The 25182-nt window shown below is 69.3% G+C and carries 21 protein-coding genes and 1 pseudogene; 16 read left to right on the top strand and 6 right to left on the bottom strand.

Features of this window, described 5'->3' with window-relative positions; translation table 11 throughout:
* Window positions 1–81 precede the first annotated feature (81 nt).
* The 7 genes from pafA (at window position 82) to A5680_RS02805 (ending at window position 8560) form a co-directional block, all read left to right on the top strand.
* Entirely contained in the window at window positions 82–1440 is a 1359-nt protein-coding gene (gene pafA / locus A5680_RS02835; protein ID WP_156349405.1) for a Pup--protein ligase, read from the top strand.
* A gap of 85 nt (window positions 1441–1525) precedes the next feature.
* Complete coding sequence (locus tag A5680_RS02830; RefSeq protein WP_055399396.1) at window positions 1526–2515, top strand: YafY family protein; 990 nt, start codon at window positions 1526–1528, stop codon at window positions 2513–2515.
* Between the two features lie 106 nt (window positions 2516–2621).
* Complete coding sequence (locus A5680_RS02825) at window positions 2622–3587, top strand: YafY family protein (protein ID WP_055399398.1); 966 nt, start codon at window positions 2622–2624, stop codon at window positions 3585–3587.
* A 72-nt stretch (window positions 3588–3659) separates the two neighbouring features.
* Window positions 3660–3914, top strand: a complete 255-nt coding sequence (tatA, locus tag A5680_RS02820) for a Sec-independent protein translocase subunit TatA (RefSeq protein ID WP_055399400.1) — start codon at window positions 3660–3662, stop codon at window positions 3912–3914.
* Window positions 3915–3958: 44 nt separating this feature from the next.
* Window positions 3959–4927 carry a twin-arginine translocase subunit TatC gene (tatC, locus tag A5680_RS02815; RefSeq protein WP_156674984.1) on the top strand — a complete coding sequence of 323 codons (969 nt, stop codon included), beginning with the start codon at window positions 3959–3961 and terminating at the stop codon, window positions 4925–4927.
* A gap of 19 nt (window positions 4928–4946) precedes the next feature.
* Window positions 4947–7721: an RNA helicase gene (locus A5680_RS02810; RefSeq protein WP_067815954.1), complete on the top strand. Its 2775-nt coding sequence runs from the start codon at window positions 4947–4949 to the stop codon at window positions 7719–7721.
* Window positions 7722–7801: 80 nt separating this feature from the next.
* The gene (locus A5680_RS02805; protein WP_067815892.1) at window positions 7802–8560 is read left to right on the top strand and encodes a DUF4333 domain-containing protein; all 759 of its coding nucleotides are present in this window, start codon (window positions 7802–7804) and stop codon (window positions 8558–8560) included.
* Between the two features lie 4 nt (window positions 8561–8564).
* Here the strand turns inward: A5680_RS02805 and A5680_RS02800 are convergent, their stop codons facing one another.
* Window positions 8565–9521, bottom strand: a complete 957-nt coding sequence (locus tag A5680_RS02800) for a 5'-3' exonuclease (RefSeq protein ID WP_067815950.1) — start codon at window positions 9519–9521, stop codon at window positions 8565–8567.
* Window positions 9522–9623: 102 nt separating this feature from the next.
* Here A5680_RS02800 and A5680_RS02795 point away from each other — a divergent pair, with 102 nt between their 5' ends.
* From A5680_RS02795 to A5680_RS24985, 4 genes are all read left to right on the top strand, one after another.
* Window positions 9624–10751, top strand: a complete 1128-nt coding sequence (locus A5680_RS02795; RefSeq protein ID WP_067815889.1) for a Xaa-Pro peptidase family protein — start codon at window positions 9624–9626, stop codon at window positions 10749–10751.
* 35 nt (window positions 10752–10786) lie between these two features.
* Window positions 10787–13042, top strand: a complete 2256-nt coding sequence (locus A5680_RS02790) for a prolyl oligopeptidase family serine peptidase (RefSeq protein WP_067815887.1) — start codon at window positions 10787–10789, stop codon at window positions 13040–13042.
* Between the two features lie 90 nt (window positions 13043–13132).
* Window positions 13133–15793: a hypothetical protein gene (locus A5680_RS24990; RefSeq protein WP_082970239.1), complete on the top strand. Its 2661-nt coding sequence runs from the start codon at window positions 13133–13135 to the stop codon at window positions 15791–15793.
* Window positions 15794–15804: 11 nt separating this feature from the next.
* A complete protein-coding gene (locus A5680_RS24985) occupies window positions 15805–16068 on the top strand; it encodes a hypothetical protein (protein ID WP_082956094.1) in 264 nt (87 codons plus the stop codon).
* Between the two features lie 70 nt (window positions 16069–16138).
* Here the strand turns inward: A5680_RS24985 and A5680_RS02770 are convergent, their stop codons facing one another.
* On the bottom strand, window positions 16139–16552 hold the full coding sequence (locus tag A5680_RS02770; protein ID WP_055399415.1) for a F420-dependent biliverdin reductase: 414 nt from the start codon (window positions 16550–16552) through the stop codon (window positions 16139–16141).
* A 35-nt stretch (window positions 16553–16587) separates the two neighbouring features.
* Here A5680_RS02770 and A5680_RS02765 point away from each other — a divergent pair, with 35 nt between their 5' ends.
* Genes A5680_RS02765 through A5680_RS02750 form a run of 4 tightly spaced genes read left to right on the top strand, consistent with a single transcriptional unit; the run spans window position 16588 to window position 19983 of the window.
* Window positions 16588–17337: an SDR family NAD(P)-dependent oxidoreductase gene (locus A5680_RS02765; RefSeq protein WP_067815878.1), complete on the top strand. Its 750-nt coding sequence runs from the start codon at window positions 16588–16590 to the stop codon at window positions 17335–17337.
* The gene (locus A5680_RS02760) at window positions 17334–18506 is read left to right on the top strand and encodes a bifunctional cobalt-precorrin-7 (C(5))-methyltransferase/cobalt-precorrin-6B (C(15))-methyltransferase (RefSeq protein ID WP_067815946.1); all 1173 of its coding nucleotides are present in this window, start codon (window positions 17334–17336) and stop codon (window positions 18504–18506) included. Before A5680_RS02765 ends, A5680_RS02760 begins: the two co-directional genes overlap by 4 nt.
* Window positions 18503–19258 (top strand): precorrin-4 C(11)-methyltransferase, encoded by a 756-nt coding sequence (gene cobM, locus A5680_RS02755; protein ID WP_067815876.1) that lies wholly within the window; start codon window positions 18503–18505, stop codon window positions 19256–19258. Before A5680_RS02760 ends, cobM begins: the two co-directional genes overlap by 4 nt.
* Window positions 19255–19983, top strand: coding sequence for a cobalt-precorrin-6A reductase (locus A5680_RS02750; protein WP_197499719.1), 729 nt, complete (start codon window positions 19255–19257; stop codon window positions 19981–19983). The genes cobM and A5680_RS02750 overlap by 4 nt, the downstream gene beginning before the upstream one ends.
* Here the strand turns inward: A5680_RS02750 and sigC are convergent.
* Both sigC and A5680_RS26155 read right to left on the bottom strand, forming a co-directional pair.
* Window positions 19980–20537 (bottom strand): RNA polymerase sigma factor SigC, encoded by a 558-nt coding sequence (gene sigC / locus A5680_RS26160; RefSeq protein ID WP_231633729.1) that lies wholly within the window; start codon window positions 20535–20537, stop codon window positions 19980–19982. The two genes, A5680_RS02750 and sigC, sit on opposite strands and share 4 nt — an antisense overlap.
* A 180-nt stretch (window positions 20538–20717) precedes the next feature.
* Window positions 20718–21335, bottom strand: a pseudogene (locus A5680_RS26155) (DUF2275 domain-containing protein); the annotation flags it as partial.
* Between the two features lie 154 nt (window positions 21336–21489).
* Between A5680_RS26155 and A5680_RS02740 the strand changes: the two are divergent.
* On the top strand, window positions 21490–23067 hold the full coding sequence (locus A5680_RS02740) for a PPE family protein (protein ID WP_067815870.1): 1578 nt from the start codon (window positions 21490–21492) through the stop codon (window positions 23065–23067).
* A gap of 3 nt (window positions 23068–23070) precedes the next feature.
* Here the strand turns inward: A5680_RS02740 and A5680_RS02735 are convergent, their stop codons facing one another.
* Entirely contained in the window at window positions 23071–24558 is a 1488-nt protein-coding gene (locus A5680_RS02735) for a precorrin-2 C(20)-methyltransferase (protein WP_067815867.1), read from the bottom strand.
* Window positions 24555–25181, bottom strand: a complete 627-nt coding sequence (locus A5680_RS02730; protein WP_067815864.1) for a precorrin-8X methylmutase — start codon at window positions 25179–25181, stop codon at window positions 24555–24557. Before A5680_RS02730 ends, A5680_RS02735 begins: the two co-directional genes overlap by 4 nt.
* Window position 25182 lies beyond the last annotated feature (1 nt).

The following is a 25182-nucleotide window of genomic DNA, read 5'->3' as shown; positions in this document are numbered from 1 at the left end:
GGGCGGTCGCCCAAAACTCGTGCGGACCCGTAGGCGCGGCTTCCCCACCCTCGCGGTCAGACAACCAGTACCCTCGATTACGTGCAGCGGCGAATCATGGGCATCGAGACCGAGTTCGGTGTCACCTGCACGTTCCACGGCCATCGCCGCCTGTCTCCGGACGAGGTCGCTCGCTACCTGTTCCGTCGGGTGGTGTCGTGGGGCCGCAGCTCCAACGTTTTCCTGCGCAACGGCGCCCGCCTGTATCTCGACGTGGGCAGCCACCCCGAGTACGCGACGGCCGAGTGCGACAGCCTGGTGCAGCTGGTCACCCACGACCGGGCCGGCGAATGGGTACTCGAAGACCTGCTGATCGACGCGGAGCAGCGCCTCGCCGACGAGGGCATCGGCGGCGACATCTACCTGTTCAAGAACAACACCGACTCCGCCGGCAACTCGTACGGCTGCCATGAGAACTACCTGATCGTGCGCGCCGGCGAGTTCTCCCGGATCTCCGACGTGCTGCTGCCGTTCCTGGTCACCCGCCAGCTCATCTGCGGGGCGGGCAAGGTGCTGCAGACCCCCAAGGCGGCGACGTTTTGCCTGTCCCAACGGGCCGAGCACATCTGGGAGGGCGTCTCCTCGGCCACCACCCGGAGCCGGCCCATCATCAACACCCGCGACGAGCCACACGCCGACGCCGAGAAGTACCGGCGGCTGCACGTGATCGTGGGCGACTCCAACATGTGCGAGACCACCACGATGCTCAAGGTGGGCACCGCGGCGCTGGTGCTGGAGATGATCGAGGCGGGCGTTCCCTTCCGCGACTTCTCGCTGGACAACCCCATCCGCGCCATCCGGGAGGTCAGCCACGACATCACCGGCAGGCGGCCGGTGCGGTTGGCGGGCGGGCGTCAGGCCAGCGCCCTGGACATCCAGCGCGAGTACTACAGCCGCGCCGTCGAACACCTGCAGACGCGCGAGCCGAACGCCCAGATCGAGCAGGTCGTCGACCTGTGGGGCCGCCAGCTCGACGCCGTCGAGAGCCAGGACTTCGCCAAGGTGGACACCGAAATCGACTGGGTGATCAAGCGCAAGCTGTTCCAGCGCTACCAGGACCGCTACGACATGGAGCTGTCCGACCCGAAGATCGCCCAGCTGGACCTGGCCTACCACGACATCAAACGCGGGCGCGGCGTCTTCGACCTGCTGCAGCGCAAGGGCCTGGCGGCGCGCGTCACCACCGACGAGGAGATCGCGGAGGCGGTCGACCACCCGCCACAAACCACCCGCGCGCGGCTGCGTGGCGAATTCATCAGCGCCGCCCAGGCCGCGGGCCGCGACTTCACCGTCGACTGGGTGCACCTCAAGCTCAACGACCAGGCCCAGCGGACGGTGCTGTGCAAGGACCCATTCCGGGCGGTCGACGAGCGGGTCAAGCGGCTGATCGCCAGCATGTAGCCGCAACCGCGAACGTGATATCGCGTGCGCTCGACTCGCCGACCGGTGCAGGCGCGCGGCGCGTGGCGGTTATAACCTGGTGCGAATGGCGACCTCCAAAGTCGAGCGGTTGGTCAATCTCGTCATCGCCCTGCTCTCCACCCGCGGTTACATCAGCGCGGAGAAGATCCGGTCCAGCGTGGCGGGTTATTCGGATAGCCCCAGCGCCGAGGCGTTCTCGCGCATGTTCGAGCGTGACAAGAACGAGTTGCGCGATCTCGGCATCCCGCTCGAGGTGGGCAGGGCGTCGGCCATGGACCCCACCGAGGGGTATCGCATCAACCGGGACGCCTACTCGCTGCCCGCGGTCGAGCTCACTGCGGACGAGGCGGCCGCGGTCGCCGTCGCGACGCAACTGTGGGAATCGCCCGAACTGATCACCGCCACCCAGGGCGCGCTGCTCAAGCTGCGCGCCGCCGGGGTGGACGTCGACCCTGACGCGCCGGTGGCCATCGCCTCGCCGGCCGGCGTGCCGGGGCTGCGCGGTTCAGAGGAGGTGCTTGGAATCCTGTTGTCGGCCATCGATTCTCGCCAGGCGGTGCAGTTCCCGCACCGGCCGTCGCGCGCCGAGCCGTACAGCATGCGCACGGTGGAGCCGTGGGGCGTGGTCACCGAGAAGGGCCGCTGGTATCTGGTGGGCCACGACCGCGACCGCGGCGCCACCCGTACGTTCCGGCTGTCGCGGATCGGCGCGGAGGTCACGCCGATCGGCCAGCCCGGGGCCGTCGTCGTGCCCGAGGACGTGGACCTGCGCCAGATTGTGGCCCGGACGGTGGCCGAGACCCCGACCGGCGGACATGCGCGGGTGTGGGTCGCCGACGGGCGGGCCACCGCGCTGCGCCGGGCCGGGACGTCCGCCGGCGCGCGACAGCTGGGCGGCCGCGACGGCGAGGTGATCGACCTCGACATCAAATCGAGCGACGGGCTGGCGCGCGAGATCGCCGGCTACGGGGCTGACGCCGTCGTGCTCGAGCCACAGTCCCTGCGCGACGACGTGCTCACGCGGCTGCGTGCCCAGGCGGGGGTCTCGGCATGACTCGCGCCGGCGACGATGCAGTGGGGGCACCCCCAGCCGCGCAGCGGCGAGGGGGCCGGAGCGATGAGGTGGGGGCACCTCCCGCTTGCGGGGGAGAGTGGCGCCCATGACCCCCGTGTCCACCCGCCTCATCCGGCTGCTCAACATGGTGCCGTACTTCCAGGCCAACCCGCGGGTCACCCGGTCCAAGGCGGCCGCCGACCTCGGGGTGTCGGCCAAGCAACTGGAGGAGGACCTCAACCAGCTGTGGATGTGCGGCCTGCCCGGCTACTACCCGGGCGACCTGATCGACTTCCAGTTCGCCGGCGACACCATCGAGGTGACCTTCTCCGCCGGCATCGACCGGCCCCTGAAGCTCACCTCGCCCGAGGCCACCGGGCTGCTGGTGGCGCTGCGGGCGCTGGCCGACATCCCCGGCGTCGTCGATCCCGAAGCGGCGCGCAGTGCGATCGCCAAGATCGAGGCGGCCGCCGGCGCCGTCGGGCAGGACATCGCGGCGACGGCCGTCGACGAGCCCGCGCCCGTCGAGAGCCACGCGGCGGCCGCGGTGCGCACGGCGGTGCAGCACAAACACGCGCTGTCCATCGACTACTACTCCGCTTCCCATGACACCCTGACCAGCCGGATCGTCGACCCCATCCGGGTGCTGCTGATCGGCGGCCACAGCTACCTGGAGGCCTGGTCACGCGACGCCGAAGGGGTGCGGCTGTTCCGCTTCGACCGGATCGTCGACGCCGCCGAACTGGACGAGCCGGCGGCCCCGCCCGAACTGGCCGTGCACGCGCCGCCGGACACCTCGCTCTTCGACGGCGACCCGGCATTGCCGTCGGCCAAGCTGCGCGTCGCGCCGTCGGCGTCGTGGATGTTCGAGTACTACCCGATGCGCGAGGTCAACGAGTTGCCGGACGGTTCCTGCGAGGCGGTGATGACCTACGCCTCCGAGGACTGGATGACCCGCCTGGTGCTGGGCTTCGGGGCGGACGTGCGGGTGCTTGAACCGGAATCACTGGCAACACGTGTCCGGGATGCTGCGGCCGCGGCGTGCGAGTCCTATCAGGGGCTTACCCGCTGAGGCCACGGCGCGGGCGGCCCGGTGTATCGCCGGGCTGCGGTAGCATCGGGTAGACGTCTGGAGGTAATCAAAGTGGGCAGTCTTAGTCCGTGGCACTGGGCCATCCTCGCCGTGGTGGTGATCCTGCTTTTCGGTGCCAAGAAGCTCCCCGATGCAGCACGTTCGTTGGGCAAGTCGATGCGCATCTTCAAGTCCGAGCTGCGCGAAATGCAGACCGAGAACAAGTCCGAAGCGCCTTCCATCGAGACCCCTCAGCCCGTGCAGTCGCAGCGGGTGGAGCCGCCGACGGCCACCGAGCAGGGGCACACCGAAGCACGCCCGGCGTAGCCGCCGTCATCGTCGCGGTGCCCGAACGCCACTGAACGAGCGTCGTGAAAGTTTTCAAGGTTTCAGCGCGCACTGCCGGCGTCCTGAAGCGCCTAAACCCGCGTAATAGGCGCAGCCGAACCAATCCCGACGCGACGATGTCGCTCGTCGATCACCTGACCGAACTGCGCACCCGGTTGCTGCTCTCGCTGGCCGCCATCCTGGTCACCACGATCTTCGGGTTCTTCTGGTACTCGCATTCCCTCTTCGGCCTGGAGAGCCTGGGCGAGTGGCTGCGCCATCCGTACTGTTCGCTGCCGCAGTCGGCGCGCGCGAGCATCAGCGCCGACGGTCAATGCCGGCTGCTGGCGACGGCGCCGTTCGACCAGTTCATGTTGCGGCTCAAGGTCGGGTTGACCGCCGGGGTGGTGCTGGCCTGTCCGGTGTGGTTCTACGAGCTGTGGGCGTTCATCACGCCGGGGCTGTACCAGAAGGAGCGCCGCTTCGCGGTCGGGTTCGTGGTCCCCGCGGCGGTGCTGTTCGTCGCGGGCGCGGTGCTGGCGTACTTCGTGCTGTCCAAGGCGCTGGGTTTCCTGCTGACCGTGGGCAGCGACGTGCAGGTGACCGCGCTGTCGGGGGACCGGTACTTCGGCTTCTTGATCAACCTGTTGGTGGTGTTCGGAGTCAGCTTCGAATTCCCGCTGCTGATCGTCATGCTCAACATGACCGGCGTGCTCACCTATGAGCGGCTGAAGTCGTGGCGGCGCGGCCTGATCTTCGGGATGTTCGTGTTCGCCGCGGTTTTCACCCCGGGGTCCGACCCGTTTTCGATGACCGCCCTGGGCGTGGCGTTGTCGGTGCTCCTCGAGTTCGCCATCCAGATCGCCCGCCTGCACGACCGGCGCAAGGCCAAGCGCGAAGCGCAAACCGCGATTCCCGATGACCAGGCATCGGCCATCGAGCCGCCCGCACCGATACAGGAGTCGGTCCCCGAGCCGTCGTTCACCGCCGGCCAGCACGACGATGTCACCTGAGCCCTCGGTGCCGCAGGACGTGGCGGAGCTCGCCGAGCTGACCCGGTTCACCGCCGAATTGCCCTTCGCGCTCGACGGCTTCCAGCGGCGGGCGTGCGCCGCGCTGGAACGCGGCCACGGCGTGCTGGTCTGCGCGCCGACCGGCGCCGGCAAGACGGTGGTGGGGGAATTCGCCGTGCACCTGGCGCTGGCCGCCGGCGGCAAGTGCTTCTACACCACGCCGCTCAAGGCGCTGAGCAATCAGAAGCACACCGACCTGACCGCGCGCTACGGTCGCGACCGGATCGGCCTGCTGACCGGTGACATGTCGGTGAACGCCGACGCCCCCGTGGTGGTGATGACCACCGAGGTGCTGCGCAACATGCTCTACGCCAATTCGCCTGCGCTGCAAGGACTTTCCTACGTCGTGATGGACGAGGTGCATTTCCTGGCCGACCGGATGCGCGGCCCGGTGTGGGAGGAAGTGATCCTGCACCTGCCCGACGAGGTGCGGGTGGTCAGCCTGTCGGCCACGGTGAGCAACGCCGAGGAGTTCGGCGGCTGGATCCAGACGGTGCGCGGCGATACCACCGTGGTGGTCGACGAGCACCGGCCGGTGCCATTGTGGCAGCACGTATTGGTGGGCAAGCGGCTGTTCGACCTCTTCGACTACCGCAGCTCGGAGGGCGGCGGGCAGCCGGTCGCCGGCCAGGAGTCACGCGTCAGCCCGGACCTGGTGCGCCACATCGCGCACCGCCGGGAGGCGGACCGGATGTCGGACTGGCAGCCGCGGCGTGGGCGCGGCGGACGCGGTGCGCCCGGCCGGCCGCGGTTCTACCGGCCACCCGGGCGGGCGGACGTGATCGCGACGCTGGACTCCGAGGGGCTGCTGCCGGCGATCACGTTCGTGTTCTCCCGCGCCGGCTGCGACGCCGCCGTCCAGCAGTGCCTGCGCTCGCCGCTGCGGTTGACCACCGAGGAGGAGCGGGCGCAGATCGCCGAGGTGATCGAGCACCGGTGCGGCGATCTCGCCGACGCCGACCTGGCGGTGCTCGGTTACTACGAGTGGCGGGAGGGGCTGCTGCGCGGCCTGGCCGCCCACCACGCCGGGATGTTGCCGGTGTTCCGGCACACCGTCGAGGAGCTTTTCACCGCCGGCCTGGTCAAGGCGGTGTTCGCCACCGAGACCCTGGCGCTCGGCATCAACATGCCCGCCCGCACGGTGGTGCTCGAGCGGCTGGTCAAATTCAACGGCGAGCAGCACATGCCGCTGACGCCGGGGGAGTACACGCAGCTGACCGGCCGCGCCGGGCGGCGCGGCATCGACGTCGAGGGCCACGCGGTGGTGCTGTGGAATCCCGCCGACGAGAACACCGAGCCGGTAGCGGTGGCGGGCCTGGCCTCCACCCGCACCTTCCCGCTGCGCAGCTCGTTCGCCCCGTCGTACAACATGACGATCAACCTGGTGCAGCAGATGGGTCCCGAGCAGGCGCACCGGCTGCTGGAGCAGTCGTTCGCGCAGTACCAGGCCGACCGCTCCGTCGTCGGCCTGGTGCGCGGAATCGAACGCGGCAACGCGATGCTCGCCGAGATCGCCGGCGAGCTCGGCGGCCCGCAGGCGCCGATCCTCGACTACGCCCGGCTGCGGGCGCGCATCTCGGAGATGGAACGCGCGCAGTCCCGCGCCTCGCGGCTGCAGCGGCGCCAGGCGGCCAGCGACGCGCTGGCCGCGCTGCGGCGTGGCGACATCATCAACATCACCCACGGCCGGCGCGGCGGGCTGGCGGTGGTGCTGGAATCGGCCCGCGACGGCGAGGACCCGCGCCCGCTGGTCCTTACCGAAAACCGCTGGGCGGGGCGGATTTCGACGGCCGACTATCCGGGAGCGTCGGCCCCGGTCGGTTCCATGCCGCTGCCCAAGCGGGTCGAGCACCGGCAGCCGCGGGTCCGGCGAGACCTGGCGTCGGCGTTGCGGTCGGCGGCCGCCGGGCTCGCGATTCCGGCCAGGCGCCGCGGCGGGCGCGGCGACCAGGACGACGGATTTCACAACCCCGAACTGGCGTCGCTGCGCGACGAGCTGCGTCGGCACCCGTCGCACAACAGCCCCGGCCTCGAAGCCCAGGTGCGGCAGGCCGAGCGGTACCTGCGGATCGAACGCGACAACGCGCAGTTGGAGAAAAAGGTTGCCGCCGCGACCAATTCGCTGGCGCGGACCTTCGACCGGATTGTCGGGCTGCTCACCGAGCGCGGTTTCATCCAAGGCCCGGACACCGATCCCCGCGTCACCGACGACGGGCGCCTGCTCGCCCGCATCTACAGCGAAAGCGACCTTTTGGTCGCCGAATGCCTGCGCACGGGCGCCTGGGCGGACCTGAAGCCACCCGAGTTGGCGGCCGTGGTCTCGGCGGTGCTCTACGAGAGCAGGGGAGGTGAGGGCCCGCGGGCGGCGTTCGCCGCCGAGGCGCCCACCCAGCGCGTGCGGCAGGCGCTGCAGCAAACCGCTCGGCTGTCGTACGCGCTGCGCGGCGACGAGCAGACGCACCGGATCGCGCCCAGTCGGGAGCCCGACGACGGTTTCGTCAACGTCATCTACCGCTGGGCCAAATCCGGCGACCTGGCCGCGGCCCTGGCGACCGTGGACCCGGCGGGCACCGGCTCGCCGCTGTTGGCGGGCGATTTCGTGCGCTGGTGTCGCCAGGTGCTCGACCTGTTGGACCAGGTGCGCAACGCCGCCCCGGACGCTGAGCTGAGGGCCACCGCCAAGCGCGCGATCAATGACGTTCGGCGCGGCGTCGTCGCTGTTGACGCCGGGTAGGCTGAGCCGAAGCTACCGTAGATCCAACAAATCACGACGCCGATAGTTCGTGCCGAGACACAAGGGGCTGAGGAGAGACGATGAGCGGACCGCAGGGACCGGACCAGCAGTGGCAACCGCCCGGCCAAGGTAGCGATCAGTCCTCCGAACCGACCCAGGTCGGTTCGCCGTGGCAGCAGCAGCCGGGCCAGGAGGCCACCTGGCAGGCTCCGGCGTACACGCCGCCCGCCGAGTACCCGCAGTACCAGCAGCCGGCCGAACAGGCCTACCCGCAGCAATACCCGCAGCAGCCCGGCTACGGCCAGCCTCAGCAGTACGCGCAGCCGGGCCAGTACGGGCAGCCGGGGCAGTATGGCCAGCCGGGTCAGTACGGTCAGCCCGGTCAGTACGCGCAGCCGGGCCAGTACGGGCAGCCCGGGCAGTATGGCCAGCCGGGTCAGTACGGCCAGCCCGGCCAGTACCCGCAGCAGTACCCGCCGTATGACCAACAACCGGCGAAAAAGCGCTCGGTAGGGCTGATCGCCGGTGTGGGCGGGGCGATCGCCTTCCTGCTCATCGCGGTCGTGCTGGTACTCGGCTTCTGGCAGCCCGGGTTCTTCGTCACCACCAAGCTGGACGTCAATAAGGCGCAGGCCGGTGTCCAGCAAGTCCTGTCCGACGAGACGAACGGCTACGGCGCCAAGAACGTCAAAGACGTCAAGTGCAACCACGGCCAGAACCCCACCGTCAAGAAGGGCGCCACTTTTGACTGCGACGTCAGCATCGACGGCGCCGCCAAGCACGTGACGGTGACCTTCCAGGACAACAAGGGCACTTACGAGGTCGGCCGGCCGCAGTAGCCGGTCACCCGGGCAGGGCGTCGAGCGCTCTCTGCAGCCGGGTTATCGAGGACCCGACGCCCAGTTCGGTCGCTAACTTGGCGGTGCGGCCCGGGTCGTCGGCGGCCAGCGGCAGCGCGTCGGTCGGGGTCGACAGGCTGACGGGCGCGTCGGTGGCTACCCGCACCACCTTCCCGGCGGCCTCGATGTAGTCGGTCGCCCCCAGCAGTTTCGAGCGCAGGCCCTTGGCCATCTTCGATTTCGGGTCGCGGGCGGCCGCCAGGATCTCTTCCAGCGACCCGTGCTGGGCCAGCAGGGTCGCCGCCGTCTTCTCCCCGACGCCCGGCACGCCCGGCAGGCCGTCGGACGGATCGCCCCGCATCAGGGCGAATTCGGCGTAGGCCGGTCCGGCCCGATGCTTCGGCACGCCGTAATGTTCGGCGACCTCCGCCGGTCCGAACAGGGTGGCCTTGGTCAGGCCGCGGCCCAGGTAGAGCACCCGGACCGGGACGGGGTCGTCGGCGACGACCTGCAGCAGGTCGCGGTCTCCGCTGACCACCACCACGGGGTCGCGGCGTTCGCGGGCGGCCAGCGTGCCGAGCACATCGTCGGCCTCGAACCCTTCGGCGCCCGCCGTCGGGATGCCGAAGGCATCCAGCAGTTCCATGATCATGTCGATTTGCGGGGTCAGGTCGTCGGGGACCTCCTCGACGTCGGGTTCGCCCTCGGGCTCTTCCTCCGCCACCCGATGGGCCTTGTACGACGGGACGAGGTCCACCCGGAATTGCGGCCGCCAGTCCAGGTCCAGGCAGACCACCAGCCGGCTGGGGCGTTGCTTGGTGATCACGACCGCCATCGAATCGATGAATCCGCGTACGGCGTTGACGGGCCGGCCATCGGGGGCGGTGATCGACGACGGCACCCCGAAGTAGGACCGGAACCACATGCTGGCCCCGTCGAGCAGCAGTAGCGGCGATCGCATGTCGGTCATCGTCTCACGTCGCCCAACGTCGACTTCTTGTCGTCCGCTCAGTCAATTCGGCGCGTCAAGTCGACGTTCGCCGGACCGGTTAGCCTGGCTGCCATGGAATCTCATCGGTTCGACGCGGGCGTGTACGCCCGACGGCTGGCGGCGGCGGCGGCCGCGACCGCCGAGGCGGGGCTGTCGGGGCTGGTGATCACCCCGGGGTACGACTTGCGCTACCTTGTCGGGTCGCGCGCCCAGACGCTCGAGCGGTTCACCGCGCTGGTGCTGCCCGCGTCCGGAGACCCGACGGTGGTGGTGCCACGACTGGAGCTGGCCTCGCTCAAGGGGTCGGCCATCGCGGAATTGGGGCTGGTGGTGCGGGATTGGGTCGACGGCGATAACCCCTACCGGTTGGTGGGTGCGGTGTTCGGCGCCGGCCCGGCCGCGACCGCCGTCACCGACTCGATGCCCGCGTTGCACCTGCTGCCACTCGCGGATGCGCTGGGCGCGCTGCCGGTGCTGGCGACGGACGTGATGCGCGGGCTGCGGATGGCCAAGGAGGAATGCGAGATCGATGCGCTGCGCAAGGCCGGTGCGGCCATCGACCGCGTGCACGCCCGAGTGCCGGAGTTTCTGACTCCCGGGCGGACCGAGGCCGACGTAGCCGCCGATATCGCGGAAGCGATTGTGGCCGAAGGGCATTCGGAAGTCGCCTTCATCATCGTCGGCTCCGGCCCGCACGGCGCTGACCCGCACCACGGCTACTCGGACCGCGAACTGCAAGTCGGTGACATCGTCGTCGTCGATATCGGCGGCGCCTACGAGCCCGGATATCACTCCGACTCGACGCGCACCTACAGCATTGGCGAGCCGAAACCAGAAGTGGCGCAGCAGTATTCCGTGTTACAGCGGGCGCAGCGCGCGGCCGTCGACGCCGTCCGTCCCGGAGTCACGGCCGAGCAGGTCGATGCCGCCGCACGCGGGGTGCTGGCCGAGGCGGGGCTTGCGGACGTTTTCGTACACCGCACCGGACACGGCATCGGACTCTCGGTGCACGAGGAGCCCTACATCGTCGCGGGCAACGACCTGCCGCTGGCCACCGGCATGGCCTTCTCCATCGAGCCCGGCATCTACTTCCCGAGCCAATGGGGCGCGCGTATCGAGGACATCGTCGTCGTGACCGAGGACGGCGCGCTGGCGGTCAACAACCGGCCGCACGAGCTGATCGTGGTGCCCGTGCCGTAGCAGTCGAGGCCCACCGGCGCGTACGTTGGGGCTTGATGTCACTTCTGGATTTGACTCTCCTGCCGATCCGCATCGCACGCCACATCGCCGACACGTTGGTCCATCCGGCCGCGACGGCACCCGCACCACCGGCCGAGCTTGTCGTGGTCGACGGCATGCCCGAGGGGGCGCCAGCGGCGGCGCTGCGGCCAGAGCCGCGACTACCGGTGCCGTCGGGATGGCCATTCGGGGAAGACTTTCCGCGCACGTGCGGCGCCGGCCGCCTGGCCGGCGGTGCCCTGTTTTGGACCGACTTCCTGTACGACGACCACGGCGCGACCGGCCTGCCGATCGGTGACCTGAAAGTGCAGGCGCCGCCGCGCGGCACCTACATCTATCCCGATGGCCCGGCGGCCCGCAACGGCGCCGACATCTTCCGCGTCGCGATCGGGCTAACCGCCGCCGACACCTGGTGGCGGGTCGACTGGAACACCTTGCTGGACGCGTCGGTCCCCATCGCGCTGTTCACCCTCGACACCGACCCCGCTCGCGCCGCGCCGGAGCAGTGGCCCGCCGGAGCCGGGGTGCGCTCGGCCGGCATCGACATGGCCCTGCTGGTTTCGGGCAGTGGCGCCGCGCTGATCGACCTGACCACCCGGTCCACGACGCCAGTGCAGCACAGCGTCGACATGGAATCGCGAACGTTTCTGGCGCAAGTGCCCCGGACCCTGCTCGAGCCGCACGGCACGTGGACGGTGCGGCTCGCAGCAGGGCTCTCGAACGCGGCGGGCGACGGGTTCGCCGACGTGCCCGCCGAGCATGGCGCGCTGCCCGGGCAACCGAACGTGTACAACGTGGCGTTCCGCACCAACGAGCAAGAGCCGCCGCACCTGAATTTCTGGTCGGACGCCGCGCAGGCCGGCGCCTTGACCGCCGGCGACGTCTCGAAGTTCGCCGTGACGGTGCAGTGGGATCGGCTGGCGGCCGGCGAGACCGAGTCCGAGCCGGTGATCACCGGCCCGTCGACTCGGTGGTATGTGTCCTCGGTCGAGCTGGGCCAGGGTGTGGCCGCCGACGACATCTTGAGCACCAAGCCGCAATTCCTCGGTCGGGTGCAGCCGTATTCGGTGTGCCTGCCCTCGACTTTCAAGCCGGGCCAACCCTTGCCGTTGACTCTGCTGTTGCACTCGCTCGCGTTGGGGCAGAGCCAGTTCGCCGCGATCGACCCGCACCTGCTGCACCAAGTGTGCGAGGGCCGGAACTCAGTCGTCGTCACGCCGCTGGCCCGGGGCCCGTCGACGTGGTACTTCGCCACCGGAGAGCTCGACGTCTGGGAAGTGTGGGCACGCGTCGCCGAGCAACTGGGCACCGACCCCAACCGCACCGTGATTTCGGGCTACTCGATGGGCGGATATGCGGCCTACAAGCTGGGATTGACCTACCCGCAAGTGTTTTCGCAAGCCGTCGTGCTCGCAGGTCCGCCGACGTGCGGGGTGCGGCTGCTCCCTGACATCGACATCCCGGCCGACCTCGACCCGCAATCGCCCTGTGCCCGCGAGGGCGACACATGGAAGCTACTGGTGAACGCCCGCTGGCTGCCCTACGTCATCGCGCACGGAATGGTCGACGAGCTGGTGCCGTTCGCGTCGGCCGCCGAGCAGGTGCTCGAACTCGACCGGCTGGGCTACCGGCACCGTTTTACGGTGTATCCGTTCGAGGATCACCTCGCGTGGGTGTTGCAGGACAAGTTCGAAGACCCGATCGCGCACATGGAAACCGGCTTGCGGCAAGCCGATCCGGGACACATCACGTTCGCGTGGCATCCGCAACTGGTTCGTGACGACCTGGGCATCGGGCCGCATCAGGTGTGGTGGTTGTCGGGCCTGACCGCGGACCCTGCGGTGACGGCGCGGCGCGGGGCGATCGCGGAAGTCGATGCACGCTCGTACGCGCGCCCCGATCCGACGCACACCGTGCGGCATCATCGCGGATTCCTCCTAAACTTCGACCCAACCCCAGGGGTGTACAGCGAATTGGACTGGCGGCCAGGCCCACCCGTGTCTCCGCTGCCGTACCTCACGCTGCGGCTCACCGGCGTCGCCGGAATCGCGGTGGATCTCCAGCGCGCCGGATTGGCCGCGTTGCCGAAGTCGACGATCGCGGTCGCCACCGATACCGCAGTGCGGATCACGCTGAGCGGCCTGCCTAGCGGGGTCAGCGTGCAACTTGACGGTCAATCGGCCGAACCGACCTTGGACGTGCCGGCGGGACGACACCAGATCACCTTGGCCGCACAGGCTGTTGACGAATGAGTTGTGGCTGCTCTGTGGCCACGGCTAGCTTGGCAAAAGCCAGCATTGGGTGAATAGCGCCTGCGCGCGGTCTCGGCAAGAATTTCGCGCGTGGCTCCGCTGTCCGTCGACCCCGAGGCGATGTACGCCGCGGGTAGCGCTGTGGACGCAATAGCCGACGGCTTGGCGGCAGCATTGGGACCGCTGACCGCAGGTTTCGGTATCAACAGTGGCCAGGATGCTGCCGGTTTGATGTTCGGTTTGGGCTACCAGGCCGCGGCCGAGGCGTTGCTGCACGCGGCGGCGGCAGGCATCTCGGCGTGCAGGTACGTCGGGGCCAAAGTGCAGCTTTGCGCCTCCAACTACTCGCGGGCCGACGCGGCGTCCAACGTGGGCGGCGCCGGTCACGTGCTGCCCACGCCCGGCCAACCGCAGCAGTTCCCGACTCCGTCTCGACCTGTGACAGTGGGCCCCGGGGTAGCACAGCCGCTGCTGTGGGCAGTGGTGGAGGCGTTGGTTGACGATGTGTGGCCCAACGGCAACGGTGGCGGAATGCGCGCGGCCGCCGGATGTTGGCGAGGCTTCCGTGACGCGCTCCGCGGGGTGGGGCACGGGCTTAACGCTCCGAAGTCGGTGATCGGTGGACAGCAGGTTCCCGAAGCCGAGTCGGTGCAGCATGCCTTATCAAAACTGGCCAGCGAGTTGAACAAGTTGGCGGCTGGGTGCCATGAGTTGGCCGAAGCTTTGGACGGATTCGCGCACGAGGTGGAGAACGCCCAGCACAAGATATGCGATTTGTTGGGTCGCCTTGGGGCTCTGACCAATCTTGCCCATGACATCGTGTTGATCTTCGAAGGCGATGCGGCCGACGAGCTCGAAAAGATCGTGCGGGACATCAACGCCGTGCTGGACAACATGAAGCGGGAAGCGCAGGCCCGCGAACATGTCATCAAGACCGGAATGCAGATCATCGACGGTTTGGTCGGCGAGATGAAGACCTACATGCGCGGTCAGTTCGTCGAATTCCTGGGTGAAACCGTCGGCAAATTCGTGGCCGACGACTTCGACTACACCGCCGACGCCGGAACAGGGTTCTTCAAGGGCGCTGTGGCGACGATGGAAGTCGGAGATCAGCTCGACCCGAGGCGATTCGTCTTCGATCCGAACGGAGCCGTGGCCAGTTGGTCAGCACTTGACCAAAGCGCAATGAAGTCCATCCCGGCGTATGCCCTTCTCGATCCCGAGGGCGCACTGAAGAACGACCTGGGGCTCGTGAAAAGCCTTACCCACTGGGACGATTTGACCTCTGGCAGGCCGGGTGTGGGTGTCGGTGAAGGCCTTTTCGACGGCATGACGCTGCTTGTCGGGGGTGGCGCCGTGAAGGCTGGGTCGAAAGCAGCCGAAGGTGCCGCCGGTGGCGTCGAAGTGAGCCAAGGAATTACCGACAGCGAGCGGGTGGCGCGAGGCGCCGCCGGCGCGGCCACCGAATTGGATGGTGCCGGCAGTGCACTGGCTGACGTCGCGGCCAACGGCGGCGACCTTTCTAAAGGCCTCCAGAAGCTCGGGGAAGACCTGCCCACGGGCGATCCGCTCCCCGGTGGCAGCGCGGTGGGACTGCCGCCAGGGAAGTTGCCGGAGGTGCCGGTCGAGTCGGCGCCGGGGCCGAGTGGTGCGACGGCGGGCGCGACTCACGCACCGGCTGAAACGGGTGCGACGCCGCCGGAGCCACCCCGGGGGATCGGCGATCGTCCCGCGCCGGAACCAGCTGGTGGTCCGCACGAGTCGACGCCAGGCGGAGGTCCGCGCGAGCCGGCCTCGGCCCCGGTCGCCGCATCGCACGCTGCGGCTGGGGCAGCCGCAGCTGGCGAGCGCATGCCGTCGATGGCGAGGGCGGTTGAGCATTCGCCGCTTCCGGTTTCGCCCGCAAGAAGTCCCGTCGAATCGGCGCCTATGGTTTCACACTCGCCGCAATCAGCGCCGGCGGCGTCCCCGAGCGCGCCCCCGTCTGCTGCGCCCTCGCCTGCCGCGCCGTCGGCCGCCGCGCCGCATCTGGCGCCCCCGAACGGTCACCCAAGTGAGCTGCCCGCACCTGGCGGCGGCGTCGGTGGGCCCGGTGACGGCACCCATCCGGGCGGGCATCCTGATGGAAAGCCGCCGCACGACGGGCGACCCGACGGGCCTGACGACGACAAGCCTGGTGATGATCGGAATGGCAAGTCGCCGGGGCACGAGGGTGGGCGGGACGGCCATGACGAGGGAAACCCTGTCAACGGGGACGGCGAGCATTCGGAGGCACTCAGTCCCGAGAAGCGAGATGAAATTCTCGCCATGCCGAAGGGCAGTCGTCCCGACCCTTCCGAATACCTGTCGCCTGACTATATCAAGAGTCACTTGCAGAAATTCAGCGACGGCGCTACGCGATTTATGCCGCAGAGCAACCTCGAGAAATATGGCATCGCTCAGCTTGACGGGACTTCCTTCGTAATGCCAAGGGATGAAGCTGATGCAATGCTTCAAGCAGCAAAAAATGATCCGCGAATCATGGAAAGAGAGCTTGGCCTTCCCGAGGGATTTCTTGACTCAAACGGTATCGTTCGAGTCGACATCGCTAACCCCGAAGAGTTCAACCTACGGATCCCTTCTGGCAACGAGGCTGGTGCGAATGAACAGTGGATACCCGGGGGAATCCTGCCGGATGGGGCGTCTGAGGCCGTAATAGACGGCGGGAGAATTCCGCCCGACGACTATACTGTGACGGATATCTTCGAGTAGACGGGATACCAATGAAATTTGACGATACATATTTCTCGCGAGAGGATCGATATTCCATCGGGATTGAATCGATGTCAGGCCGCTACTATGCGTCGATTCCTGTAAGCAACGGGCTCGTAGACTATGAAGAATATTACGAGCTTACACCTGAGCAGTATGAGCATTTTCTACACGACCGCGCCGCTGCAATCGAATTCATAGAATCTTGTCGTAAGCGAGAGCACGACGATTTACTTCTGCAAAGGCCTGGCAGTAACCGAGGAACTCCAGTTTAGTGATGTGGGTGTAGGCGAAATCTACTTACGCGATGCAAGCCGACGCGGATAAATAAAGCGCTGGCGGAAGCTAATCCTCGCCGCGATCCAGCAAGCCCGACGAACCCAGCACCCGCTCGACCCGCACCTCGATGACCACCCGGCGCGGGTTCGGGCGTGGGGTGCGATAGCGCTGGGCGTAACGCAACTCCGCGTCGCGGACGGCATCCACGTCGGTGTTGACCTTCGATCGGCCCTCCAGCGACAACCACCGCGCGCCGTCGACCTGACTGAGCACCGCCACCCCGCCCCGGTCGGCGTTCACCGCCTTCTGCGAGCCGCCGGTGGTGATGACCCGGGCGATGTGCGTCTTGGGGTCGAAGGTGAATCCCACCGCCACGACATGCGGTGAATTGTCGGCTCGCAGCGTGGTCAGCATGGCCAGATGCCGTTCGGACAGAAACGCCAGCGCATCGTCCGTGAGCCGCGTAGTGGTATTCGCCATCACCGCCCACGCTAGCGCAGGTCATAATCGCAGCCGTGGGCGACACGGGCGCGGGCCCAGTACTAATCCTGGGTGGCCGCAGCGAGATCGGCGTCGAGCTGGCGCGGCTGCTGGCACCGGGGGCGACGGTGGTGCTCGCCGCGCGCAAGGCCGACCAACTCGACGAGGAGGTCGCCACCCTCCAAGCCGCCGGCGCGACGGCGGTACACACCAAGGAGTTCGACGCCGACGACCTGGAGTCGCACGCCCCGCTGGTCACCTCGGTCGTTGCGGAGCACGGGCCCATCGCCACGGCGGTGCTGGCCTTCGGAATCCTGGGCGACCAGGCCCGCGCCGAGACCGACGCCGCGCACGCGGTGGCCATCGTGCACACCGATTACGTCGCCCAGGTCAGCATGCTCACCCATCTGACCGGCGCGATGCGCGAAGCCGGCCAAGGCCAACTGGTGGTGTTCTCCTCGATCGCCGGCGCGCGGGTGCGCCGCGCCAACTATGTCTACGGCTCGGCGAAGGCCGGTCTCGATGGGTTCGCCAGCGGCTTGGCCGACGCGCTGCAAGGCACCGGGATCCGACTGCTGATCGCCCGGCCCGGCTTTGTGATCGGGCGCATGACGGAGGGCATGGAGCCGGCGCCGTTGTCCAGCACCCCGGCGCAGGTGGCCGCGGCGACCGCGCGGGCGCTGGCCAAAGGCCGCCGCTCCGTGTGGATCCCGTGGGCGCTGGGTCCCGCCTCGGCCGTAATGCGGGTGGTGCCGCAGTTTTTATGGCGCAGGATGCCGCGATGATAATCGTTGTCGGAATCGGCGCCGACGGCATGGCGGGGCTCGCGGAGTCGTCGTGTCACGAATTGCGCAGGGCTACAACAATTTACGGATCGAAACGGCAACTCGACCTGCTCGACGACACTGTTACGGCGCCCCGGCGGCAGTGGCCCTCGCCGATGCTGCCCGCGCTGCAGACGTTGCTCGACGACCACGCGGGGGACGTGCACGTGGTGGCCAGCGGCGATCCGCTACTGCACGGCATCGGGGGGACGCTGATCCGGCTGCACGGCCCCGATCAGGTGCGCGTGCTGCCGCACGTGTCCTCGGTGACATTGGCGTGCGCGCGAATGGGCTGGAACGCCCACGACACGGAGGTGATCAGCCTGGTTACCGCGCCGACGCACACCGCGATACGCCGCGGCGGCCAGGCGATCGTGCTGTCGAAGAGCGGCGCCACACCCAACGAGGTCGCTGTGCTACTCGACGCGCATGGCCGCGGCGAATCGGTCCTGACCATCCTCGAAAACTTGGGCGGGCAAACCGAACATCGCCGGGACGGCACCGCGCGCGAATGGGCCGACGGCGCGCCATCGGACATCGACGACCTCAACGTCATCGCCATCCGCTACCTGCCCGACGAACGCCTGTCGCCGCTGCCCGACGACGCGTTCGCGCACGACGGGCAAATCACCAAACATGGGATCCGCGCGGTGACCCTGGCGGCGCTGGCACCGCGCCCCGGCGAGCGGCTCTGGGACGTCGGCGCGGGCTCTGGCAGCGTCAGCGTCGAGTGGTGCCTGAGCTGGCGCGGCTGCACCGCGGTCGCATTCGAGCAGGACGAAAGACGCCGCGACAACATCGAGTTCAACGCCGCCCATTTCGGCGCCGGCATCGATGTGCGTGCTGATGCTCCGGCGGCGTTCGACGGACTGGACCCACCGTCGGCGATCTTCATCGGTGGCGGCCTCACCCAGCCGGGACTGCTCGACGCCTGCCTCGACAACTTGCCGACGGGCGGCCGCCTGGTCGCCAACGCGGTCACCGCCGAATCCGAAGCGGCTCTCGCGCAGGCGTATTCGCGACTCGGGGGACACCTGCACCGCTTCCAACACTATCGGGGCGAGCCGCTCGGCGGCTTCACCGGTTGGCGTCCACAGATGCCCGTCACGCAGTGGGCGATGACCAAATGACGGTGTATTTCATCGGTGCCGGCCCGGGTGCGGCCGATCTCATCACCGTTCGCGGCCAGCGGCTCCTCGGGTCCTGCCCGGTGTGTTTGTACGCGGGCTCGATCATGCCCGACGACCTGTTGGCGGCGTGCCCGCCCGGGGCGAAAGTCGTTGACACCGGCCCGCTGACGCTGGACCAGATCGTTGCCGAGCTCGCCGACGCCGACGCCGCCGGCCACGACGTTGCACGGCTGCATTCCGGCGACCCGTCCATCTACAGCGCGCTGGCCGAGCAATGCCGACGGCTCGACGCGCTGGGGATCGCTTACGAAATCGTGCCCGGCGTACCGTCTTTCGCCGCGGCGGCGGCCGCGCTCAAGCGCGAGCTAACCGTTCCCGGCGTCGCGCAGACCGTGACCCTGACCCGGGTCGCCACCTTGTCGACGGCCATGCCGCCCGGTGAAGACCTCGCCACCCTCGCCCGATCCGGCGGCACACTGGTCTTGCATTTGGCCGCGGCCCAGATCGATGCCATCGTGCCACAGCTTCTCGACGGTGGCTACCGGCCCGAAACACCCTGTGCCGTCGTGGCATTCGCGACCTGGCCGCAGCAGGTGGTGCTGCGCGGCACACTCGCCGACATCGCCGAACAGACGCGCCGGGCCGGCATCAGCAAGACGGCGGTGATCATCATCGGCGATGTGCTCGCCGCCGAGGGGTTCACGGACAGCTACCTGTATTCGACCGGGCGCACGCGGGGGAGCAGGCACTGATGCGCGTGCTGCTGCTCGGCGGCACGGCCGAAGGTCGCGCACTGGCCAAAGGCCTGCACCCGCACATCGACATCGTCAGCTCGCTGGCCGGGCGGGTGCCCGACCCCGCGCTGCCGGTCGGCCCGGTACGCATCGGTGGCTTCGGCGGCCCCGACGGACTGCGGCGCTGGCTCCTCGACGAACGCATCGACGCGGTGATCGATGCGACCCACCCGTTCGCGGCGACGATGACGGCGCACGCCGCCGCCGTCTGCGCTGAGCTGAAGATGCCGCACCTGGTGCTGGCTCGTCCGGCCTGGGACCCGGGCTCGGCGATCGTGGTCGAATCGGACAGCCAGGCCGCGGAAGCCGTCGCGCGACAATCGTTTTCGCGGGTGTTTCTCACCACCGGACGCTCGGGAACCAAGGCCTTCGCGGACAGCGACGCGTGGTTTCTCATCCGCGCGGTCACCGAACCCGAGCCGTCGTCCCTGCCGCGCCGACACCACCTGGTGCTGTCCCGCGGCCCGTATCGTTACGACGGCGAGCTGGCGCTGTTGCGAGAACACCGCATCGACGCGTTGGTCACCAAGAACAGCGGTGGGGACATGACCCGCGCGAAGCTGGACGCGGCTGCGGCACAGGGTATTCCGGTGGTCATGGTGGCGCGGCCGCCGCTACCGGCCGGCGTGACGGTGGTGGGCAGCGTCGAGCAGGCCACCGACTGGGTGACGGGTTTGGGCTAGCCGGTCAGGTCGTCGCGCTCGGCGTCGGCGGCCAGCAGCGCGTCGCGGGCGCGTGCGACGCGGGATCGGATGGTGCCCACCGGGCAACCGCAAACCGCCGCGGCGTCGGCGTAGGGCAGCCCCAACAACTGGGTGAGCAGCAGGGCTTCCCTTTGCTCGGCGGTGAGACTGGCGATCATCGTGGTGACCTCGACCAGGTCCTCGAATCCGCGGGCGTGCCGGTCGCCGCGCAGCACGTGCTCCGGGTCGGCGCCCAGCGCGGCGCGGGGCCGTGACTGGACGTGGCGGATGTGGTCCGCGACGACGCGGCGCGCGATCGCGAGCAGCCAGGTCCGGGCGCTCGAACGCCCGGAGAACCGTTCGATGGCACCGATCGCCCGCAGGAAGGTCTCCTGTGTCAGGTCGTCGGCGCTGCCCGCATCCGACAGATACGTGACGAACCGCCACACGTCTTGCTGGGTGGCTTTGATGAATGCCTCGAGCGCACGGTCACTTCCACGTGCGGCGGCCAACGCGAGTTCGGTAACGGCCTCGTCATCGCTTGACGCGATCATGGCGAACCACCTTTGTTTCGCGGGCTCACTGAGTCTACGACGGCCCGTCGTAGCGGCTGCGGCGGGGTCGACGGCGGACCGGTTGATGGGCCACAGGTGGGCGCGTCGTCGGCCGGTGGGAGCCTCCGGTCGCCAACCGGCGTCGTCCGTCCCTTCGGAGGCGCCCGATCGGTCCGATCGCACCCGCTCCCGCGCCACCAGCAACGCGAACGCGAGGCCCAACAGCAAGGGCATGTGACTGGCGATGCGCGTCGCCGTCACCTCGCCCGCGAAGGCATCCACGATCACGTAGCCCAGGAGCGCAACCGAATAGACGCCCGTAATCGCCGCCACCCCAATCGCGGTGACGGGCCACACGCCGGCGGCGACCATCGCCAAACCCAACGCCAGCAACCAGGCGGTGGACTCGTGCATCAGGTGCTCACCCGACATCGCGCCGTGCATGTGACCCGACACCATGCCGAAATCGATCCCGCTGATCTGCGCGGCGGCGATCGCCACCTGGAACAACCCGACAGCGATCAGGCCCCACCGCCGGTAGTGCGCACGCAGCCAACGCATCCGGCGCTGCCGTCCCGACGATTCCTCGCCGATGCTCGCCATGATCTTTGCCACGAGGTCCGGTCCGTCGCCGGGCTCGACCGAGGCCATCCGGCGGGTCTGCACCGCGGCGCCGATCAGCCACGAACGGCACCGGCGGCACGATTCGAGATGCGCGTCGACCTGCTGCGCGAGCGCTTGGGGACGTTCGCCGTCCAGTCGAGCCGAAAGCGCCTCACGCGCCGCGTCACACCGCATCACTGCATCGTTGCGCATGCCCGGTCCGCGCGCAAAGAGCACCCGAAATCAACCCGGGGGAACTAATCCGTCCAACAAACCGACCACTGAAGGTACCTAGCCCCAGCCCACCCACCGAAGAGGTATTCGTGTTCGTGCCCGCAGGCCACCGACGATGACCGCCCCGATCTGGATCGCCTTCCCGCCTGAAGTGCACTCGACCTTGCTGAGCAGCGGCCCCGGACCCGGGCCGCTGCTCGCCGCTGCGGCGACGTGGTCGTCGATGAGCAGCCAATACACCGATGCCGCAGACGAACTCGGCGCGCTCCTGGCCGCCGTGCAGGGCGGTGCCTGGGGCGGGCCCAGCGCCGAACAGTACGTGTCGGCCCACGCCCCGTACCTGGCCTGGCTGCTGGAGAGCTCGGCCAACAGCGCGGCCGCGGCCGCGCTGCACGAGACGGCCGCCGGCGCCTACACGGCGGCGCTGGCCACCATGCCGACGATGCCCGAGCTCGCCGCCAACCACGCGACCCACGCGGCGCTGGTGGCGACGAACTTTTTCGGCATCAACACGATTCCCATCGCGGTGAACGAGGCCGACTACGCGCGCATGTGGCTGCAGGCCGCCGAGACCATGACCACCTACCAGGTGGTGGCCGAGTCCGCCCTCGCGGCGGTTCCCGCGTCCACGCCCGCGCCGCCCATCGTCACCCCGGGCGCGGAGGCGAGCGTCGCCGCGGCGCAAGCCGCCGACACCCAACAGCAGGCCACCCAGACCTACCCGTCCTGGCAGGACCAGCTCACGGCGTGGCTGCAGCAGTACACCAAGAACTTCGCGTGGCCGGTGTCTAAGGATCTCAACCCGGGTGGCTGGCCGTTCCCACCGGTGCCGTTCGTCAACGGCCTCGCCTCGTTCTTCGGCCAATTGGGTTTCTCGCCGGCCCTCTCCAGCGCCCTCGGCTGGGCCATCTTCCACACCCTGATGATCTTCTGGCCCTTCATGCAAGCCGCCATCCAGATGGCGGTCGTGCTCGCACCGATGGCCGTTTCCCTACTGGCCGGCGCCGCGGCAGGGGGCGCGGCCGCGGCCGTCACCGCGGTCAGCGTCGCGGCCCCGCTCGCGGTCTCCGCACCGCTGCCGGCGGCTGCGCCCGCGCCGGCGCCGATGGCCTCCGCGCCGGCACCGACCCTCGGGACCGCCCCCGCCGGCATCAGCCATGTCCAGACGGTGTCCAGCGCGCCCGCCTCGACCGTGGCCACGCCTTCCGCCGGCGGACCGGGCGGCGGCGGGCCGGGGTCGGGGTTCAGCCCCACGGCCACCGACGGGATCGGCGCGGGGATGTCCGATGCCCTGTACGCCGTGGGACTTTCGGGCCTGGCGGCGCGCGGCACCGCCAGCGGCCGGGCGCGTCGCAAGACCGAGGAGCCGGCGCCCGACGACGTCGACGCGCCGGCCGCGGCCGCGGCGGCGGCAGATGCCAAAAAGAAGGCACGGGCCCGTCGGCGCCGCCCCGGTGCGGCCACGGACCGCGCGTACCGCTACGAATTCATGGACCTGGACCAGGAGGCTGTCGACGACGAAGATCCGGCCGCGGTGCGCGCTTCGGATCAGGGCGGCGGACCGCTCGGATTCGCCGGGGCCGCAGCGCGATCCGGTGTCGCCCGGCCCGCCGGGCTGGCGACGCTGACGCGCGACCGGTTAAGCGACGGCCCCAGCGTGCCGATGATGCCGAGCAGCTGGAGCGAAGACTAGACCTTAACTCGGGTACCGCCGCGGGGTGAACACCCGATCACCGAAATCGCTTGCGTGCCATTGCGTTTGCGACGAGCCGACGATCAGCAGGCAGCGCATGTCCACCGTGGCGGGGTCGAGGTCGGCCAGCCGCACCACGCGGACGTCCTCGTCGGGTCCGGACACGTTGCGGCCGATCACCACCGGCGTCGCGGGTTCGCGGTGTTCCAAGAGCAGGTCGCGCATCGCGCCGACCTGCCAAGTGCGCGTCTTGGACGCCGGGTTGTAGATCGCGAGCACGAGGTCGGCGGCGGCCGCGGCGGCCGGCCGCTCGGCGATGATGTCCCACGGCTTGAGCCGGTCGGACAGCGAGATCACCGCGTAGTCGTGACCCAGCGGCGCGCCGACCCGGCTCGCCACGGCCTGCGCGGCCGTCATCGCCGGAATGACGCGGACCCGCACGCCCGGCCATTCTTTGGCCTCTTCCAATACCGCGGTGGCCATCGCGAAGACTCCGGGATCGCCCGACGACACCACCGCTACGGCCCGGCCCTCTTCCGCCAGCGCGCAGGCCAGCCGGGCCCGCGCCGGTTCGTCGGTGTTGTCGCTGGGGTGGCGCCGTTGCCCGTCGCGCACCGGCACGCGGTCCAGATAGCCGCCGTAGCCGATCAGGTCGGTCGCGCTCGCCAGCTCGCGCCGGCTCTGCGGGGTCATCCAATCGCTGCCGCCGGGGCCCAGACCCACGACCGCGACGGTGCCGGCTGTCGGCTGCCGCCCGCGTCGCCCGCCCGGCAACATCGCCAGCGAGAAGTACGGCACGCCCGTTTCGTCGACCTCGGCGGCGGGCAGGATGCGCTGTCCGGCCGTGCTGGCCCGTTCCACGTAATAGGCGTCGTCAAGCTGTCCGGATGCCGAAAGGGCTTCCCGCACAGCGTGATACGAGCGGCCCAGTTTGAGCACCACCGCGGCGTCGGCGTCGGCCAGGCGGCGGGTCAATTCGGCGATCGGGAGCGTGCCCGGCAGCACCGAGAGCACCTCGTCGCCGGCCACCAACGGCGTCGCGATGGCCGCCGAGGCGGCGCTCACCGACGTCACACCCGGCACGATGACGGCATCGAAGCGCTGCGTCAGCCGGGTGTGCAAATGCATGTAGGAGCTGTAGAAGAGCGGGTCGCCCTCGGCGAGCAGCGCCACGTTGCGGCCCGCGTCGAGGTGCGCGGCGATGCGCGCGGCGGCCTCGACGTAGAAGTCCTCGAGCGCCCCGGCGTAGCCGCCGGGATGATCGGTCACCTCCGTGGTCACCGGGTAGATCAGGTGCTCCTCGATCTGGCCGGGCCGCAGGTACGGTTCGGCGATGCCGCGCGCGATGCTGCGACCGTGCCGCGCGCTGTGGTAGGCCACCACGTCGGCCTCGCCGATCACCCGGGCGGCCTTGACGGTCACCAATTCCGGATCCCCGGGCCCGAGCCCGACCCCCCAGAGGGTGCCTCTGTGGTTTGCGAGGCCGGTCATTCGCGGTCGCTCGCGATCGCGTTGACGGCGGCGGCGGCCATCGCGCTGCCGCCGCGGCGGCCCCGCACCACCAGGTACGACATCCCGCGCGGGCGGTCGATGAGCTCCTGCTTGGACTGTGCCGACCCGACGAATCCGACCGGGCCGCCCAGCACCCCGGCCGGCGGGGCGATACCCTCGTCGATCAGCTCGAGCAGCCGGAAAAGTGCGGTCGGCGCGTTGCCGATCGCCAGCACGGCGCCGGGCAGCCGGTCGGCCCACAGCTCCACCCCGGCCGCCGACCGGGTGGTCTGGCGCCGGGCGGCCAGCTCGGGGGCGCGCGGATCGGCGACCAGCGACACCACCTCGTTGCCGGCGGGCAGCCGCGCCGCGGTGATCCCGGCCGCCACCATCGACGAATCGCACAGCACCGGGGCGCCGTTGCGCAGCGCGGATCCGACCCGGGCGGCGACGTCGTCGGTGTAGGCGACGTGCTCGGCGACGTCGACCTGCCCGCAGGTGTGGATCAGGCGGACCACCACCCGGGCGATGTCGTCCGGGAACCGGGCCAGGTCGGCCTCGGCGCGAATCGCCGCGAACGACTGGCGATAGATCTCCGCCGCGTCGCGGATGTAGTCGAGCACC

Origin of the sequence: Mycobacterium sp. E2989 (genome assembly GCF_001667595.1) — a bacterium.
Lineage (GTDB): Bacteria > Actinomycetota > Actinomycetes > Mycobacteriales > Mycobacteriaceae > Mycobacterium.
The sequence above is the reverse complement of the archived record's forward strand: the minus strand, read 5'-3'. Positions and strand labels throughout refer to the sequence as shown.

What these genes read in the sequence shown, in the direction of transcription:
- A5680_RS02770 (WP_055399415.1), bottom strand. Translation starts at nt 16,552, where the DNA reads ATGGCGAATACCACTACGCGGCTCACGGACGATGCGCTGGCGTTTCTG.
- A5680_RS02740 (WP_067815870.1), top strand. Translation starts at nt 21,490, where the DNA reads ATGACCGCCCCGATCTGGATCGCCTTCCCGCCTGAAGTGCACTCGACC.
- A5680_RS02735 (WP_067815867.1), bottom strand. Translation starts at nt 24,558, where the DNA reads ATGACCGGCCTCGCAAACCACAGAGGCACCCTCTGGGGGGTCGGGCTC.
- A5680_RS02795 (WP_067815889.1), top strand. Translation starts at nt 9,624, where the DNA reads ATGGAATCTCATCGGTTCGACGCGGGCGTGTACGCCCGACGGCTGGCG.
- A5680_RS24985 (WP_082956094.1), top strand. Translation starts at nt 15,805, where the DNA reads ATGAAATTTGACGATACATATTTCTCGCGAGAGGATCGATATTCCATC.
- A5680_RS02830 (WP_055399396.1), top strand. Translation starts at nt 1,526, where the DNA reads ATGGCGACCTCCAAAGTCGAGCGGTTGGTCAATCTCGTCATCGCCCTG.
- sigC (WP_231633729.1), bottom strand. Translation starts at nt 20,537, where the DNA reads ATGATCGCGTCAAGCGATGACGAGGCCGTTACCGAACTCGCGTTGGCC.
- A5680_RS02760 (WP_067815946.1), top strand. Translation starts at nt 17,334, where the DNA reads ATGATAATCGTTGTCGGAATCGGCGCCGACGGCATGGCGGGGCTCGCG.
- A5680_RS02805 (WP_067815892.1), top strand. Translation starts at nt 7,802, where the DNA reads ATGAGCGGACCGCAGGGACCGGACCAGCAGTGGCAACCGCCCGGCCAA.
- A5680_RS02790 (WP_067815887.1), top strand. Translation starts at nt 10,787, where the DNA reads ATGTCACTTCTGGATTTGACTCTCCTGCCGATCCGCATCGCACGCCAC.
- cobM (WP_067815876.1), top strand. Translation starts at nt 18,503, where the DNA reads ATGACGGTGTATTTCATCGGTGCCGGCCCGGGTGCGGCCGATCTCATC.
- A5680_RS02825 (WP_055399398.1), top strand. Translation starts at nt 2,622, where the DNA reads ATGACCCCCGTGTCCACCCGCCTCATCCGGCTGCTCAACATGGTGCCG.
- A5680_RS02800 (WP_067815950.1), bottom strand. Translation starts at nt 9,521, where the DNA reads ATGCGATCGCCGCTACTGCTGCTCGACGGGGCCAGCATGTGGTTCCGG.